14 protein-coding genes are annotated in these 15594 nt (G+C 70.2%); 7 read left to right on the top strand and 7 right to left on the bottom strand.

Annotation, left to right across the window (positions count from 1 at the left end):
- Window positions 1–12: 12 nt before the first annotated feature.
- The 3 genes from ACMTAK_RS07420 to ACMTAK_RS07410 are packed head-to-tail and all read right to left on the bottom strand — an operon-like array spanning window position 13 to window position 2301.
- Window positions 13–564 carry an amino acid synthesis family protein gene (locus ACMTAK_RS07420; protein ID WP_020866230.1) on the bottom strand — a complete coding sequence of 184 codons (552 nt, stop codon included), beginning with the start codon at window positions 562–564 and terminating at the stop codon, window positions 13–15.
- On the bottom strand, window positions 561–1169 hold the full coding sequence (locus tag ACMTAK_RS07415) for an amino acid synthesis family protein (RefSeq protein WP_413805435.1): 609 nt from the start codon (window positions 1167–1169) through the stop codon (window positions 561–563). The genes ACMTAK_RS07420 and ACMTAK_RS07415 overlap by 4 nt, the downstream gene beginning before the upstream one ends.
- On the bottom strand, window positions 1162–2301 hold the full coding sequence (locus ACMTAK_RS07410) for an LLM class flavin-dependent oxidoreductase (protein WP_413805434.1): 1140 nt from the start codon (window positions 2299–2301) through the stop codon (window positions 1162–1164). The genes ACMTAK_RS07415 and ACMTAK_RS07410 overlap by 8 nt, the downstream gene beginning before the upstream one ends.
- A 220-nt stretch (window positions 2302–2521) precedes the next feature.
- On the opposite strand from ACMTAK_RS07410, the gene ACMTAK_RS07405 reads away from it, so the two are divergent.
- Window positions 2522–3439: a flavin reductase gene (locus tag ACMTAK_RS07405; protein ID WP_413104665.1), complete on the top strand. Its 918-nt coding sequence runs from the start codon at window positions 2522–2524 to the stop codon at window positions 3437–3439.
- An 81-nt stretch (window positions 3440–3520) separates the two neighbouring features.
- Window positions 3521–4948 (top strand): purine-cytosine permease family protein, encoded by a 1428-nt coding sequence (locus tag ACMTAK_RS07400; protein ID WP_413805433.1) that lies wholly within the window; start codon window positions 3521–3523, stop codon window positions 4946–4948.
- Window positions 4949–5042: 94 nt separating this feature from the next.
- Here ACMTAK_RS07400 and ACMTAK_RS07395 read toward each other — a convergent pair whose 3' ends face one another.
- A complete protein-coding gene (locus ACMTAK_RS07395; RefSeq protein ID WP_059144620.1) occupies window positions 5043–5537 on the bottom strand; it encodes an Lrp/AsnC family transcriptional regulator in 495 nt (164 codons plus the stop codon).
- Window positions 5538–5636: 99 nt separating this feature from the next.
- Here ACMTAK_RS07395 and ACMTAK_RS07390 point away from each other — a divergent pair, with 99 nt between their 5' ends.
- A complete protein-coding gene (locus tag ACMTAK_RS07390) occupies window positions 5637–6101 on the top strand; it encodes a DUF2000 domain-containing protein (RefSeq protein WP_413805432.1) in 465 nt (154 codons plus the stop codon).
- Here the strand turns inward: ACMTAK_RS07390 and ACMTAK_RS07385 are convergent.
- Window positions 6073–7041: a ketopantoate reductase family protein gene (locus tag ACMTAK_RS07385; protein WP_413805431.1), complete on the bottom strand. Its 969-nt coding sequence runs from the start codon at window positions 7039–7041 to the stop codon at window positions 6073–6075. The two genes, ACMTAK_RS07390 and ACMTAK_RS07385, sit on opposite strands and share 29 nt — an antisense overlap.
- Before the next feature lie 55 nt (window positions 7042–7096).
- Here ACMTAK_RS07385 and ACMTAK_RS07380 point away from each other — a divergent pair, with 55 nt between their 5' ends.
- From ACMTAK_RS07380 to dnaK, 4 genes are all read left to right on the top strand, one after another.
- Window positions 7097–7720, top strand: coding sequence for a CGNR zinc finger domain-containing protein (locus tag ACMTAK_RS07380; RefSeq protein ID WP_413805430.1), 624 nt, complete (start codon window positions 7097–7099; stop codon window positions 7718–7720).
- 99 nt (window positions 7721–7819) lie between these two features.
- Complete coding sequence (locus ACMTAK_RS07375; RefSeq protein ID WP_413805429.1) at window positions 7820–8548, top strand: YoaK family protein; 729 nt, start codon at window positions 7820–7822, stop codon at window positions 8546–8548.
- A gap of 85 nt (window positions 8549–8633) precedes the next feature.
- The gene (sthA, locus tag ACMTAK_RS07370) at window positions 8634–10037 is read left to right on the top strand and encodes a Si-specific NAD(P)(+) transhydrogenase (RefSeq protein ID WP_413805428.1); all 1404 of its coding nucleotides are present in this window, start codon (window positions 8634–8636) and stop codon (window positions 10035–10037) included.
- 81 nt (window positions 10038–10118) lie between these two features.
- Window positions 10119–12017 carry a molecular chaperone DnaK gene (gene dnaK, locus ACMTAK_RS07365; RefSeq protein ID WP_413805427.1) on the top strand — a complete coding sequence of 633 codons (1899 nt, stop codon included), beginning with the start codon at window positions 10119–10121 and terminating at the stop codon, window positions 12015–12017.
- A 30-nt stretch (window positions 12018–12047) separates the two neighbouring features.
- Here the strand turns inward: dnaK and ACMTAK_RS07360 are convergent, their stop codons facing one another.
- On the bottom strand, window positions 12048–13520 hold the full coding sequence (locus tag ACMTAK_RS07360) for a type 1 periplasmic-binding domain-containing protein (protein ID WP_413805426.1): 1473 nt from the start codon (window positions 13518–13520) through the stop codon (window positions 12048–12050).
- A gap of 5 nt (window positions 13521–13525) precedes the next feature.
- A complete protein-coding gene (locus tag ACMTAK_RS07355) occupies window positions 13526–15508 on the bottom strand; it encodes a hypothetical protein (RefSeq protein WP_413805425.1) in 1983 nt (660 codons plus the stop codon).
- Between the last annotated feature and the right edge of the window lie 86 nt (window positions 15509–15594).

Below are 15594 nucleotides of genomic sequence, written 5' to 3'. Positions count from 1 at the left end.
CTCACCGCCTGCTCACCGTTCCGTCGACAGCGGCGCCAGCCGGGCCTGGGGGCGGCCCTGCGCGGCCGCCGCGAGTCCGACGACGATCTCGTCGGCGCGCGGCCCGTCCGCCACCCGCACCTCGATGCTCTGGTGGTGCGAGCGGATGGTGGCGTCGGTGATGTGCTTGAGCGGGATGTCGAAGACCGTGCCCGCGGCGGCCCGCTTCTCCACGGCCGGGAGCAGGGTGGTGGCGTTCGCCGCGCGGCGGAAGTGGTCGCCGAACTTGAGGGTGTGGATCAGCGCGGAGCCGTGCTCGACCTCCCCGTCGAGACCCACGATCGCGGCCTTCCCGTACGCCTCCACCGGCGCGCCCAGGGCCTCGACCACGCGGGGTGCCAGCAGCTCGCCCAGCTTCGGCGCCACCTCGTCGATCCCCGGCAGCAGATCCGCCACGAAGCCCTGACCGGCCCAGGGGTTCTCGATGACGGCGAGCACCACGGCCGTACGGGCGGGCGGGTCCACCGGGCGGCCGCCCTCGCTGTGGATGTCCTCGGTGAAGGTGATGATCTTGCGGATGTTCACGTCACGGTCTCCAGGTCGTCCAGATCGGCGAGGCGGATGAGGGGGTCGGTGGCCCGGTCCCCGATTCGGGCGTTCGGGCGGGGGCCGGACGCCCCGGCCGCGATGACGACGATCTCGTCCGGGCGGGGCGCGTCGGGGATACGGATCTGGCAGGTCTGGTAGTGCGAGCGGGTCGCGGCCGCGGTCTTGTGCCACAGCGGCACGGTCAGCGGTTCACCGGCCGGAAGCCGGTCGTCGCTGAAGACGATGATCGAGGTGCCCTCGGTCAGCTCGCGGAAGACATTGCCGAAGAACGGAGTGTGGATCAGCGCGCCGCCGTGTTCGATCTCCCCGTCCAGACCGACGATCGCGGCCTTGCCGAAGGACTCGATCCGGTCGACCCCGCCCAGCGCCTCGCTGATCCGGTCGGTGAGCAGCCGGGCCAGCCCCGGTGCGATCCGCTCGACCTCCGGTCCCAGGTCGGCGACAAAGCCGCGGCCGGCCCAGGGGTTGCTGATCACCGCGGCCGCCGCGACCCGGCGCACCGGCGCCGCCACCGGGCGGCCGAGCTCCAGCAGCAGCTCATCGGCGACGGTGACGACCTTGCGCAGCCGTGCCTCAGCCATGACCGCCACCGGTGGTGAACCGCGGCATGACCTTCTCGGCGAACAGCTCCAGACTGCGCATGGCGTTGCGGTGCGGCAGACCCGGGTGGGTGGTCCACAGCAGCAGGTGTTCCAGGCCCACCTCGTCGCGCAGTTCGGCGATCTTCTCGGAGACGTACTCCGGCGTGCCGACCAGCAGATTGCGCTCGCGCAGGAAGTCGAAGGACAGCTCATGGGCGTCGGTGAGCTCCTCGCCCGCCTCCATGAGGTTGGACAGCCCCCGCCAGTGCATGATCCACCGGTAGGTGGTCATCAGCGCCTCTTCGAACTCGGCGCGCGCCTGCTCCATGGTGTCGGCGACATACACATCGCGCACCAGGCCGATGCCCTCGCCCAGCGCGTACTCACGCCCGGACGCCTGGCTCGCGGTGTCCCGGTAGAGCTCGAACCGCTCCTTGAGCGCCGAGACCGGCGGGAGCCAGAAGAGCCCCTGGACACCGTCGGCCGCGGCGGACTTGATCGAGCGTGGGCTGTCGATCACCTGCCACAGTGGAGGGTGCGGCCGTTGCAGTGGAAACGGCGTGACCTGCATCTTCGTAATGACACCGGCGTCGGTGTACTCCGGGGTGGCGGGGGAGAGGGGGTGGTTCCACTTCACTCCGGGGGAGGGGAACTCGTAGAACCGGCCCTGGTGCGAGAAGAACTCACCGCTCCACGCCTTGCGCAGGACCTCAACGGTCTCGTCGTACAGGGCGCGGTTCTGCTCCTGGTCGCGCGGATCGGCCAGGGCGTTGAGGTTGAGCGCCTCGCGGCCGTACAGCCCCCGGCCGAGGCCGACCTCGACCCGGCCCCCCGAGAGCTGGTCGAGCATCGCGATGTCCTCGGCGAGCCGCAGCGGATGCCAGAAGGTGGCGATCGAGGCCGCCTGGCCGATCCGGATGCGTTCGGTACGGGCGGCGATGTCCGCCCCCATCAGCACCGGGTTCGGGGTGATCTCGATCGCCTCGTGCCCGAAGTGGTGTTCGGTGTACCAGGTGGACCAGAAGCCCGCCCGGTCCGCGGTGACCGCGAACTCCCGGGCTTCGTTCATGACTTCGGCGTACTCACCGAGACGGCCCGGGGCACCGAGGTTGTGGAATATCGAAAAGCGCATGCAGCGTCCGTCCTGTTCTTCCGGCTCACGCTGTGCCATGGCAGGGAGGCTAGGAGTCCGTATCGGGCCCGTCAAGGCCCGACGTCAGGAAAACAACCTTGACCTGTGGCTTTAATGAGCGCTCGGAACTTTCTCGGCCCATCTGTCCCAAGGTGTTGACAGCCGTCGACGGCCTTTCTACGGTCCTCTGCCATACAAGAGCTGACTGAGGGAAGACGTCATGACGCACACTCTTGACCGCACCGCCCGCATCCGCTCCACCTGGCAGGCGGTCTGGGACCGGGGCGAGGTCGACGCGCTCGACCAGCTGCTCGGCCCCGCCTATGTACGCCGCCGCGGACCCGCCGCGGCCCCCCAGGATCGAGAGCAGTTCAAGGAGTCCATCCGCGCCATCCGCCGGGCGTTTCCCGATCTACGCACCGAGATCGAGGAGATCGTCGAGGACGGCGAATCACTGGCGATCCGCTGGCGCAGCACCGGCAGCCACACCGGCGACTTCCTCGGGGTCCCTGCCACCGGCAGGCCGGTCGAGGTCTCCGGCGCCACCTTCACCCGCTTCGACCACGGCGTGGTCAGTGAGGAGTGGGTGACCTGGGACCCGCGCCAGCTGCTGGAGGCGCTCGGGATCATCACCACCACCCAGCAGGCGGCCGTGGACGCCGATGTGGTCCGGGGTGTGCACCGCAAGTTCATCACCGGTGTCACTGTGGTGACCTGCGACGACGACGGTAAGCCCCGGGGGCTCGCGGTGAACGCGTTCGCCAGCATCTCACTGGATCCACCGATGGTGCTGGTCTGCGTGCAGCGCACCTCCACGACCCATCCCGCGCTGCACCGGGCGAGTCATCTGGGGATCAACATCCTCGCCGCCGGCCAGCTCGACGTGGCCAAGACCTTCGCCTCCAAGGCTGACGACAAGTTCGCCGGGCTGTCCTGGACCCCCGGCGAGTTCGGCGTCCCGCTGATCGACCGGTCCTGCGCCCAGCTCGAGGTGGAGATCGGCGAGCGGCTGGAGGCCGGCAGCCACACCGTCTTCACCGGCCGGGTGGTGTCCGCCCGCCATGAGGAGCTGGCCCCACTGGTCTACAGCGGCGGTGGCTTCTTCGACATCTCCCAGACCGCGCCGCTGCCGTGGTGAGAGACCGCCACCCCGGTCCGCGGCGCCACCGGCCCCCCGCCACCCCCTGACGCCCACTCCTCCCGTCCCAGGAGCACGCCCATGACCCACGATGACACGGCGCCGGTGTACGGCAGCGCGGTCACCAAGGTGGAGCCCTTCGGGGTCGACCACATCCCCGACAACGAGCGGCACGGCAAGCCCAGTTCGCAGTTCTTCGTCTGGTTCGCCGCCGGTCTCAACTTCCCCATCATCCTGCTCGGGTTCAGCGCGGTCGGGCTCGGCCTCAGCTTCGGCGCCGCCGTCGCCGCCATCGTGGTCGGCGCCGGTCTCGGCTCGCTGCTGATGGCCGTGATGTCCCGGATGGGCGTACGGCTGGGGGTGCCCCAGCAGATCCAGGCGCGGGGCCCGCTCGGTTTCTTCGGCAACTTCCTGCCGGTGGCGTACATCAATGTGTTCGCCGGGGTCGGCTGGGCCGCCGTGACCGTGATCCTCGGTGGCAAGGCCATCGCCGAGCTGACCCATCTGCCCTTCTGGCTCTGCGGACTGGCGCTCACCCTGGTCGAGCTGGTGGTGTCCATCTACGGCTACAACATGATCAATTTCCTGCAGCGGGTACTGACCTACGTCCTCACCCCGCTGTTCGTGATGATCACGGTGGTGGCCCTGGTGCGGGGCGCCGGCACCTTCGACGCCGATCCGAAGGCGGCGGACTACGTCGGCTCCACCGGTGGCTGGATCACCTTCGGCGGCTGGTTCCTCTCCTTCCTCGTCGCCTGGGCGCCGTTCGCCTCGGACTACTCGCGCTATCTGCCCGACTCGACGGGCGTGGTGAAGCGCACCGCCTGGTACACCGGGCTCGGCAACTTCGTCACCATCTGCTGGCTCGGCATCCTCGGTGTGCTCCTCGGCTCCAACGCCACCAGCACCGACTCCATCACCGCCCTGCACCAGCTGACCGGGCCGTTCGCCATCCCCGCGCTGATCGCCATCGGGCTCTCCGCGCTCGCGCAGAACTTCCTCAATGTCTACGGCGGCGCGATCTCCGTCCAGACGCTGAAGGTGCCGGTCACCAGGACCCAGGCCGTCACCCTCATCTGCGCGCTGGCGTATGTGATCAGCCTGTGGGGACACTCCGGGACCGAGGACAAGTTCTCGGTGTTCCTCAATCTCACCGCGTACTTCATCGCACCGTTCGCCACCGTGCTGCTGCTCGACTACCACCTGGGCGGCCGCTCCGACCCCAACCGGATCGCCGAGCTGTACGACCGCGGACGGGTGCTCTCCTGGGGCTTCGTCGCCTGGACCGGCGGGGTGCTGGCCTCGGTGCCGTTCTGGCAGTCCGACCTCTACACCGGGGCGTTCGCCTCGGCGTATCCGCACGCGGGCGATCTGAGCATGTTCGTCGCGGCGGGCGCCTCGGCGGTGCTCTATCTGCTGACCTACCGGCTGCGGCCGCTGTGGACGCGGGACACCCCCGGCACGGCCGAGGCCCGGCAGGAGAAGACGGCGGCGGTGGCGGGCTCCTGACACAGCGTCAACGAACCCGGAGCGGGCGGTGTCGCGAACGGCGATGCCGCCCGGCCTTCGGCGCGGCCTGAGCCTTTCCCGCCGGCCTTTCCCGCTATCGCCTCCGGCGCGAGGGCGCGGGGCGCTCGGCGGGGGCGGGGTCGATACAGCGCGACTGGGCGTGTTCGTACACCATCGTGCTCTGCACATCCGCCACCTCACGGCGCTCGGTGAGGCGGTCGATGACGAACGCGTACAGCCCATTGGTGTCCGGCACCGCCACATGGATGAGGAAGTCATGGGCGCCGGAGGTGACGAACAGCCCGATGGTCTCCGGCAGCTGGGCGGCCCATTCCCGGAACCCCTCGATGACCGGCCGGGACGGCGGGCGGATCCGCACCGAGATCAGCGCCTGCACGGGACGGCCGACCGCCTCCAGATCGACGGCGGCGTGATAGCCGCTGATGATGCCGCGCTCCCGCAGCGCCCGGACCCGCTCCAGGGAGGTCGACGGCGAGACCCCCGTCCGCAGGGCCAGCTCGCGATTGGTCTGCCGTGCATCGTTCTGCAGCTCCCGCAGAAGAGCACGGTCGAGTGCATCAAGTTCCACGAAAGCGCTCCCCTGCCTGAGGAAATTCGGCGAGCCGTGCTCCGGCTCGGATGGATGGGTACCGTCCACCACATTAGCCATCGACAAGGAGTACCGCTCGTGTCCGTTCCCCAGCTGTCCGACGAGGATGTACGCACCGATCAGTCCACCCGGCAGGCGAAGCTGAAGTGGGTGATCGTCGTGAACGAGGAGCTGCCCGCGGGCCGGGCGGTGAACGCGGCCGCCTGCATGGCCGCCGCCGTGGGCCGGGCGATGCCGGAGCTGCTGGGGCCGGACGGCACGGACGGCTCCGGCGCCGTCCACCCGGGGCTGCCGTGGGCGGGCTGCTCGATCCTGGCGGCCGGCCCGGCGGCGCTGCGCGAGCTGCGGGCCAAGGCCGCCGAGAAGGATGATCTGTTCCTCGTCGACATGCCCGGACAGGCCCAGACCTCACGGGTCTACGACGAGTACCTCGACAGCCTGGCCGGTACCAAGACCGAGGATCTCGACTATCTCGCGGTGAGTATCGTCGGCCCGCGGAACAAGGTGAGCAGGCTCATCGGGAAGCTCCCCCTGCTGCGCTGACCTCCGCGCCACCCATCGCGGCCGGATCGCCCAGCGCGTAGGGGGCGAGGATGTCGGCGATGGCCCGGTTGCGCGGGGTGGCGACCCCCAGTTCGGCGCCGAGATCGGCCACGGCCCCGCTGAGCCAGCTCAGTTCGAGGCGATTGCCGCGCAGGAGGTCGTTGTGCATCGAGGACGTCATCGTGGCCGGCAGGGTGTCACAGAAGGCGAGCCGGTCGTCGGCGAAACCGGGGTCCAGGTCCACCCCCTTGGCCCGTCCCACCGCGACCACCTCGTGCATCACATCGCGCAGCAGATCCCGTGACCCGGGATTCCCGCGGACCACGCCGATCGGCTGCCGCACCGCCGACGTCGTCCCGGAAAGGCCCACCAGGAAGACGAACTTCTCCCAGATGGTGCGCTCGATGTCCCCGCTGATCTCCGCGTCGACACCGGCCGCGAGACAGCGGTCGAGGAAGTGGCGGGCGCGCGGGGACTCCTTGCGGTCGTACTCCCCGAACACCAGCCGCTGCAAAGTGCCGTTGTGCACCACCACCCCCGGCTCCTCGATGAACGCCGAGATATAGCCGACCCCGCCGAGAACCGACCCCGCGGGCAGATGGCGCCGCAGCTCCGTGTCCTTCTGGACTCCGTTCTGGAATGACACGACCGCGGCGCCGCTCTCGGCGAGGGGCGCCAGCTGCCGGGCGACGTCCTCGGTGTCCCACAGCTTCACCGCCACCATGACCAGATCCGGGGCCTCGAGGTCGGAAACCGTCGGCACGAACGCCTCGGACGGCACCCGCAGGTCCCCCAGCGGGCTGCGCACCGTCAGCCCCTTCTCCCGGATCGCCGCGAGATGGCGGCCCCGGGCCACGAAGGTGACCTCGTCCCCCGCGGCGGCGAGCCGCGCGCCGAAGTATCCGCCGACGCCACCCGCGCCGATGATCGCGATCCGCATGATGTCCCCTCGTCCTCAGCCTCTTAGTAACCCTTCAGGCGGTTACTATATTCGCATGGATTCCTCGACGGAGCAGGTCCCGCGGCCGCGGGTCACCGCTCGGCTGCGGGCACTGCGCTTCGACGCCGGCAGCCTCGCCCTGAACCTCGTCGCCTCCCTCGGGCGGCGCGGCAGCACCCCGATCGAGCGCCTCGGCACCCTCGACCGGCTGCGGGAGTGGTGCGACGGCGTCGGGCTGCGGCTGCACGACGAGGCCGTCACCGAGGAGTTCCTCACCGAGTTGCGGACGCTGCGCGAGGCGGCGTACGACGTGGTGGCGGCGGCCGTCCACGGCCGGGCCCCGGCCGCCGCGTCCGTCGCGCTGCTCAACGACCGGGCGCGCCCCGCCCCACCGCAGCCGCTGCTGAGGGCCACCGACACCGGGGTCGAGGTGGACGGCGCCGATCGTCCGCTGTCCGGGCGGGAGCTCCAGTCGGCCGTCGTCCGCGACCTCATAGCGGTGCTCGGAGACCCGGAGCGGCGCGCGGCGCTGCGGGCGTGCGACTCCTCGCTGTGCACCATGATCTACCTCGACCCCACACCGGGCAGAAGGCGCCGGTGGTGCTCCATGCGGCTGTGCGGCAACAGCGCCAAGGCCGCGAAACACCGGCGGCGACAGGCGTCCGCCGCTTCGGCCTGAAGCCCCGGCGTCCCGGCCAGGTCGTGAAGCCCCGGCGCTCCCATGGCCGCTGTTTCCGGTGGGCCGCCCGGGGCACCCGAGGTGGCCGGAGGGTTGCCGATGTCCGAAGAGAGCGACACCGACCCCGCACCGAGAGCACGACGCCCCGGCCGGGCGTGCGCTTCCGGGGGAGCGGCGGCCGCCGTCGCGCTGACCGTGGCGACCGGGGCGATGGACGCGATGAGCTTTCTGGCCCTGGGCGGCGTCTTCACCAGCGTCATGACGGCCAATCTCTCCCTGCTCGGCATGTCCACCGCGTCCCTGGACGCGACGCTCGCCCGGGACTCCGCGGTCGCCATGGGCGGGTACATCGTGGGCGCGCTGGTCAGCGGCCGGATCGTCCGCGGCTCCCGCCCGGCCCTGCGGGCCCGGTGCGCGCTCACGGTGGAACTGCTCGCGCTCGGTGGGCTCTGGGCGGTGTGGGCGTCCGCCGACGGCCACCCCGCCGGTGGCCGGCAGCTCGGGCTGCTGGCGGTGGCCGCGCTCGCCATGGGAGGCCAGAGTGGTCTGGTGCGGGCCGTCGGGCCGCCCGGCTTCTCCACCACGTATCTCACCGGCACCCTGACCGGGGTGCTGGTCGACGCGGTGCGCAGCGGAACGGTGCGCCGGCTCGGCATCGCGCTGCTGGCGGGCCTGGTGGTGGGCGCCGCGGCCGGCGGGCTGCTGGTGGCCAACGCCGCGCGGGCCGCGCCCGCCCTGCCGACCGGGCTGGTCGGCCTCGTTCTGCTGGCGTCCCTGACCTCCCTGGCCCGGGACGCCCAGGGCCATCTCTGGCCCCACGCCGAGTAGTCCGCCCCAAGCCCGCCCGCTCCGGGGCGGGTTGAGGGGTGATTCACTCTTCCAGCGGGGCGTCATCCGATGTCAGACTCGGCCCGTGACCGACTTTGACATGCTTGTGATCGGGTCCGGGCCTGGTGGCCAGAAGGCTGCCATCGCAGCCGCGAAGCTCGGTCGCCGGGTAGCCGTCGTCGACCGTAAGGAGATGGTGGGCGGGGTCTCCCTGCATACCGGAACCGTTCCGTCCAAGACCCTGCGTGAGGCGGTGCTCTATCTCACCGGACTGACCCAGCGCGATCTCTACGGCCAGAGCTACCGGCTCAAGGAGGAGATCACCGTCGCCGACCTGACGGCCCGCACCCAGCATGTGGTCGGCCGTGAGGTGGACGTCGTCCGCAACCAGCTGTCCCGCAACCGGGTCGCGATGTTCTCCGGCACCGGGCGGTTCGTGGACGACCACACCGTGGCCGTCACGGACGCCACCGGCCAGGAGCAGCTGCTCACCGCCCAGCACATCGTGATCGCCACCGGCACCCGCCCGGCCCGCCCGGCGAGCGTGGAGTTCGACGAGCGGACGATCATGGACTCCGACAGCGTCCTCAACATGGAGCGGGTGCCGCGCTCCATGGTCATCGTGGGCGCCGGGGTGATCGGCATCGAGTACGCCTCGATGTTCGCCGCCCTGGGCAGCAAGGTCACCGTGGTCGAGCAGCGCGAGGGGATGCTGGACTTCTGTGACGTCGAGATCGTCGAGGCGCTGAAGTACCGGCTGCGCGACCTGGCCGTCACCTTCCGCTTCGGCGAGACCGTGGCGGCCGTCGAGAGCCATCCGCGGGGCGCCCTCGCCATCCTGGAGAGCGGTAAGAAGATCCCCGCCGACGCGGTGATGTACTCCGCGGGGCGCCAGGGGCTCACCGACGCGCTGGACCTCGCCAAGGCGGGGCTCACCGCCGACCGACGGGGCCGGATCGCGGTGGACGAGCACTACCGCACCGCCGTGCCGCACATCTACGCCGTCGGCGATGTCATCGGCTTCCCGGCCCTGGCCGCGACCTCCATGGAGCAGGGGCGGAGCGCGGCGTACCACGCCTGTGAGGAGCCGGTGAACCCGATCCACCACCTCCAGCCGATCGGGATCTACAGCATCCCCGAGATCAGCTTCATCGGCCGCACCGAGGACCAGCTCACGGACGAGAAGGTGCCCTTCGAGGTCGGGGTCGCCCGCTATCGCGAGCTGGCCCGGGGCCAGATCGTCGGCGACGGCCACGGCATGCTGAAGCTGCTGGTCTCCCCGGAGGACCGGCGGCTGCTCGGGGTGCACTGCTTCGGCACCGGCGCCACCGAGCTGATCCACATCGGCCAGGCCGTGATGGGCTGCGGCGGCACCGTCGACTATCTGGTGGACGCGGTGTTCAACTATCCGACCTTCGCCGAGTCCTACAAGGTCGCCGCGCTCGACGCCACCAACAAGATGCGCGAGGTCGATCACCTGCGGGACTGACGTGGCCCCGGCCCTCCTCCGCGCCCCGCTCCTTAATATCCCTTTTGGGATACTGGGAGACAGACCGGGAGGAGGGCTGAGATGACTCGCGCAGTCGGAATTGACCTGGGTACCACGAACTCGGTCGTATCGGTCCTGGAGGGCGGCGAGCCGACCGTCATCACCAACACCGAGGGCGCCCGGACCACCCCCTCGGTGGTGGCCTTCGCCAAGAACGGCGAGGTGCTGGTGGGGGAGGTCGCCAAGCGCCAGGCGGTGACGAACGTGGAGCGCACCGCGCGATCGGTCAAGCGCCACATGGGCGAGGACCGGTGGCGGTTCCCGGCCACCGGCGACGTGGACGGCAAGCGCTACACCGCGCAGGAGATCTCCGCACGGGTGCTCCAGAAGCTCAAGCGCGACGGTGAGGCGTACCTCGGCGAGGATGTGACGGACGCCGTGATCACCGTCCCCGCGTACTTCAACGACTCCCAGCGCACCGCCACCAAGGAGGCGGGCGAGATCGCCGGGCTGAAGGTGCTGCGGATCATCAACGAGCCGACGGCCGCCGCTCTGGCGTACGGGCTGGACAAGGAGAACGACCAGACCATCCTGGTCTTCGACCTCGGCGGCGGCACCTTCGACGTCTCGCTGCTGGAGATCGGCGAGGGGGTGGTGGAGGTCAAGGCCACCAACGGCGACACCCACCTCGGCGGCGACGACTGGGACCAGCGGATCGTGGACCATCTGGTCTCCCGCTTCGGACACGGCTACGGCGTGGATCTGGCCCGGGACAAGATGGCGGTCCAGAGGCTGCGTGAGGCGTCCGAGAAGGCCAAGATCGAGCTCTCCGCGGCCAGCGAGACCACGATCAACCTGCCCTACATCACCGCCTCCGACCAGGGCCCGCTGCACCTGGACGAGAAGCTCACCCGCTCGCAGTTCCAGCAGCTGACCGAGGATCTTCTGGAGCGCTGCAAGGCCCCCTTCCACCAGGCGATCAAGGACGCCGGGATCAAGACCTCCGACATCGACCATGTGATCCTGGTCGGCGGCTCCACCCGGATGCCCGCCGTGACCGGCCTGGTCAAGGAGCTGACCGGCAAGGAGCCGCACAAGGGCGTCAACCCGGACGAGGTCGTCGCCATCGGCGCCTCCCTCCAGGCCGGTGTCCTCAAGGGCGAGGTCAAGGACGTCCTGCTGCTGGACGTCACCCCGCTGTCCCTCGGCATCGAGACCAAGGGCGGCATCATGACCAAGCTGATCGAGCGCAACACCACGATCCCGACCAAGCGCTCGGAGGTCTTCACCACGGCCGAGGACAACCAGCCGTCGGTGCAGATCCAGGTCTTCCAGGGCGAGCGCGAGATGGCCGCGTACAACAAGAAGCTCGGGATGTTCGAGCTGACCGGGCTGCCGCCCGCGCCGCGCGGGGTGCCGCAGATCGAGGTGGCCTTCGACATCGACGCCAACGGCATCATGCATGTCTCCGCCAAGGATCTCGGCACCGGCCGGGAGCAGCGGATGACCGTCACCGGCGGCTCCGCGCTGCCGAAGGACGACATCGACCGCATGATGCGCGAGGCCGAGAGTTACGCGGAGGAGGACCACAGGCGCCGCGAGGCCGCCGAGACCCGCAACCAGGCCGAGTCGCTCGTCTACCAGACCGAGAGGCTGCTGCGGGACCAGGCCGACAAGGTGCCCGGGGACGTCCGGCAGGAGGCCGAGGCGGCGGTCGCGGATCTGAAGAGGGCGCTCGAGGGCGAGGACACCAACGCGATCCGCGAGGCCACCGAGCGGACCGCCACCATCGGGCAGAAGATCGGCACCGCGATCTACGCCCAGGCCCAGCAGTCCGGCCCGTCCCACGGCGGCGGCGGATCGAGTGGCCCGTCCGGCGGCGGAGAGGGCCAGGCCCACGCGCCCGAGGAGGACGTCGTGGACGCGGAGATCGTCGACGACGAGAAGACCGGGGACGAGCCCAAGGGCGGCGCCGGCTGACCGTCACCGCCTTCCGGAGCGGCCCGACGGTCACTGCTTCCTGGCCGGCTCGCCCCGCGGCGCCGAGACCTCCACGAGTTCCGCCTGCCCCTTGGCGGTCAGGCGCAGGATGGGAATGGCCTTGTTGCGCGGATTGCCGTCGTTCTCGAACGAGATGAACCCGCTCGCGCCCGGCACCTGCTGACGGGCGTTCATATGGTGGAACATCCGCGCCACCGATTCCCCGGTCACCTTGCCCAGCGCCGCCATCTGGATGCCCTGGGCGGCGGTGAGCACCGCGTCATGCGCCATGATGGCCTGGCCGTCCTGGCGCTGATCGTCGGGGAACCACTTATCCAGCGACCCGCCCGGCTGGAAGTGGCGGGACGAGGGACCGGAGACGGAGTGGGAGTCCTCTTTCCACATATCGGGGTGCGCCAGGCCCGTGTAGAGCACCCGCACCTTGTTCTCGGCCGCGTGGGCGAGGTCCTCGGCGGTGAGGTTGGAGGTGTCATCACCGGTGATCACCATGAACTGCCGCTCCTGGCAGGGCCGGTTGGCGATCGCGTCCAGGAACCGGGTGAGGTGCTTGCCGCGGCCCGCGAAGAAGACCGCCTGCGGCTTCTGGTCGCACAGCTGCCCCGGCATGAGGGCCAGCTCGTTCTTCCAGGTGCCGGGCACCGAGGAGTCATAGGGCATCCGGTCCGCGACCAGCCGGTGGCCCTTCATGTCCTGGAAGACCTTGGTGAAGGCGTCACCCAGCGTCTTGGCGTAGTCGTTGTCCGCCGCGTCGTCCTGGACCACCACCGCCGTCCTGACCTTTTCCTTCCTCAGATAGGCGGCTGCGGCGTACGCCTCGTCCACATTGGTCGGGGAGACCCGGACGAATCCCTTGATGCCCTGGAAGTTGGTGGCCGTCATGGTGCTGGCGACCAGGGCCAGACCCTTCTTGGACAGCTTCCTCAGCGCGTCCAGATTCTGAGTGTCGCTGGGGCCGAGCCCGGTGACCGCGACCAGCTTGTCGCCGGAGGTCTTCCGGTCGATCAGCTCGTCGACGGTGTGTTCCCAGTGGGCCGCGTTGCTGCCCATATTGGCGATCAGCAGCTTGATCTTGGGGGAGGAGGAGAGGTCTCCGCGGTTGTGCCGGATCTGTGCCAGATACGCCCCCTCCAACTCGTGCCGGACCGACTCCTCGGAGTTGCTGTCGTCGTGGGTCAGCGTGAAGGAGGTCATATAGGCGACGCTGACGTACTCCTCCTTGCCGGCGTTCTTCTCCACCTGGTCGTTCTCGGCCTTGATCTTCTCCTCCACGCGCTCCAGATGGTCGGCGAAGGTGTATGAGCCGTCGGTGACGCCCACGCACTCGTGGTCGTCGCCCATCTTGACGACGCCGTCACCGCACCGGGCCCGCCTCTCCTCGATCCAGTTCACGGTGAGCGGGATCGCCACCGCGAGCACGGCCAGAACGATCACGCCGATCACCACCCGGCGCACGATGTGCAGCGGCCATTCCAGTCTCGGCACTGGTCTCACCCCTCGCTCATGGACGTCAGCGGATGGCGCCAGTGGCGGTACCGCTCCGCCTCGTTGAACAGGGCCACGATGTCGTTCCTCCGCAGTCGTGAGAGCTGGTTGAAGCCGTCGGCGATCATGTCGTTCAGCCGCATCCCGGGGTCGGCGAGCGGATCGCTCCACACCCAGCGCACCGTGATCAGCTCCCGGATCACCGAGGCCGTGGTGACCGCCTCCGGGGGCTCGTCCGGGGCGAGGTCGGCCAGCAGCTCCAGCGGTCCGCCGGCCTGGCCCAGCCGGTTGGGGGCGGCCGTGATGGTGTTGAACTCGCTGATCCACTGCGCCGCGGGCACCGCCGGGAAGCGCTCCACCAGATACCCGGTCACCTCGTCGATCCGCTCCGCCGCCAGCCGGTGGTACATCTCCTGGACCGGACGGCCCTCGGACCTGAAGTGCTCGGCCAGCAGCTCGTGCACCGCGTCCCAGTCGTCCGGACGCCCGGCCAGCCGCCACAGCAACAGCCGCCGCAGCCAGGGGTGCAGGACCGGGGTCACCGCGCCCGGACTGTGCAGCAGCCAGCGGCTGCGGACCTCGCCGAACAGCGAGTCGCCCGAGCTCAGCAGCCGGGTGCCGATGGACAGATCGCGCGCCGCCGCGCACTCCTCCAGCGCCACCCGCCGCGCGGGGTCGAAATCGCGCAGCAGATGGTCCAGGGCGGCCTCCGCCAGCGTCCGGGTGTCCTCGCCCTCCCGGGGTGTGCGGTCCGGCAGGGTACGCAGCCAGCGGTCCTGCTCGGCGCCGTCCTCGACCGGCACGGACGAGTGCCGGAGCAACTCCAGGACCAGGCTGACCGCCCGGGGGAGCCCCGCGGTCAGCCGGTGGACGAAGGGCGCGAGCCGGGTGAACGGCGCGAGGTCGGGGTGGTGGCGCAGCTCCAGCTCGATCCGGATCCGCACCTCGTCCAGATTGAGGTCGCGCAGCCGCAGCGGATACCACCAGGTGTCATCGCTGTCCCGGCCCGGCCGGTGCTCGCTCCAGTCGGCCAGGGAGGCCCGGTCCGGGCCGCGCAGCCGCCACGGCCACTGGTCGCCGGTGGCCGGGCCCCAGCGGGGCAGCCACCGGTTGGAGCTCGCCACGACGGTGAGCGGATCGCAGTCGGCGCCCGCCACCACGGCGTCGTCATGACGGGCCCGGATCAGCAGATCGAGAAAGCGACGGCCGTACTCGGTATGCGAGTTGTCGAGCAGCAGCAGATACGAGCGGGGCATGAACGAGTGGCGCACATTGCCGCGCATGTCCTCCAGCAGGGCCGAGAACAGCACCCGGTCCAGCCGCTCCTGGTCGTCCTCGTCCCCGTCGTGGCGCCACAGGTTGAGCTCGACCAGCGCCTCCCACGGATCCCGGCTCCGCAGCAGCGGATGGCCGCCGTACCAGGCCGCGCTGCTGGTGAACTTGCGGCCCGGCAGCCGCCTCCGGCCGCGCCGCAGCGCGTCCCGCAGCAGCGCGAGCGCCGCCGTGGAGGCGCCGTCGGGAGCGCCCACGGCGCCTCCGGCCACCTCGAAGAAGGCGGCGAGATAGTCGCCGTAGCGCGCCTCCGCCTGCTCCTGGAACGTGTCCAGCTCCCGCCGGATGTTGCGCCGCCCCTCCGCCAGGCTCGTCATCCGCAGCTGGTGGTCGGAGGCGAGCAGACCGAGCGTCAGCCGCGGGAAGTGCGAGCGGCGGTAGCGCGGCAGCTTGCGCTCCAGCTGGCGGGCGAGCAGCGCCAGGGCATACCGCGGCAGCAGGGACTGCTCACCGCCGACATTGACATACGCGAACGGCGTCTCGGGGCCGAACTTCTCCATCAGCGCGCCATGGGCGTCGCTGGCCCCACTGCCGCGCGGCCCCAACAGCATGATCACCGGCCGCTCGTCCGTGGGCTCCAGCCTGAGACACTCCCCGACCAGACTGATGATCCCGTTGCGGCCTCTTAAGCCCACACCCATTCCGGATTCCGCCACGTGCCCCCGTCCCCCCGTTCAGGCCCCCGTCGGCAACTAGGGGTCCTTTACCCACATTCACCCCTTCGATAGCGGGCCGTTCCCCA

Origin of the sequence: Streptomyces lacaronensis, assembly GCF_047337785.1 — a bacterium.
In the GTDB taxonomy this organism is placed as follows: Bacteria; Actinomycetota; Actinomycetes; order Streptomycetales; family Streptomycetaceae; genus Streptomyces; species Streptomyces lycopersici.
This window is presented reverse-complemented; position numbering and strand designations above follow the sequence as displayed.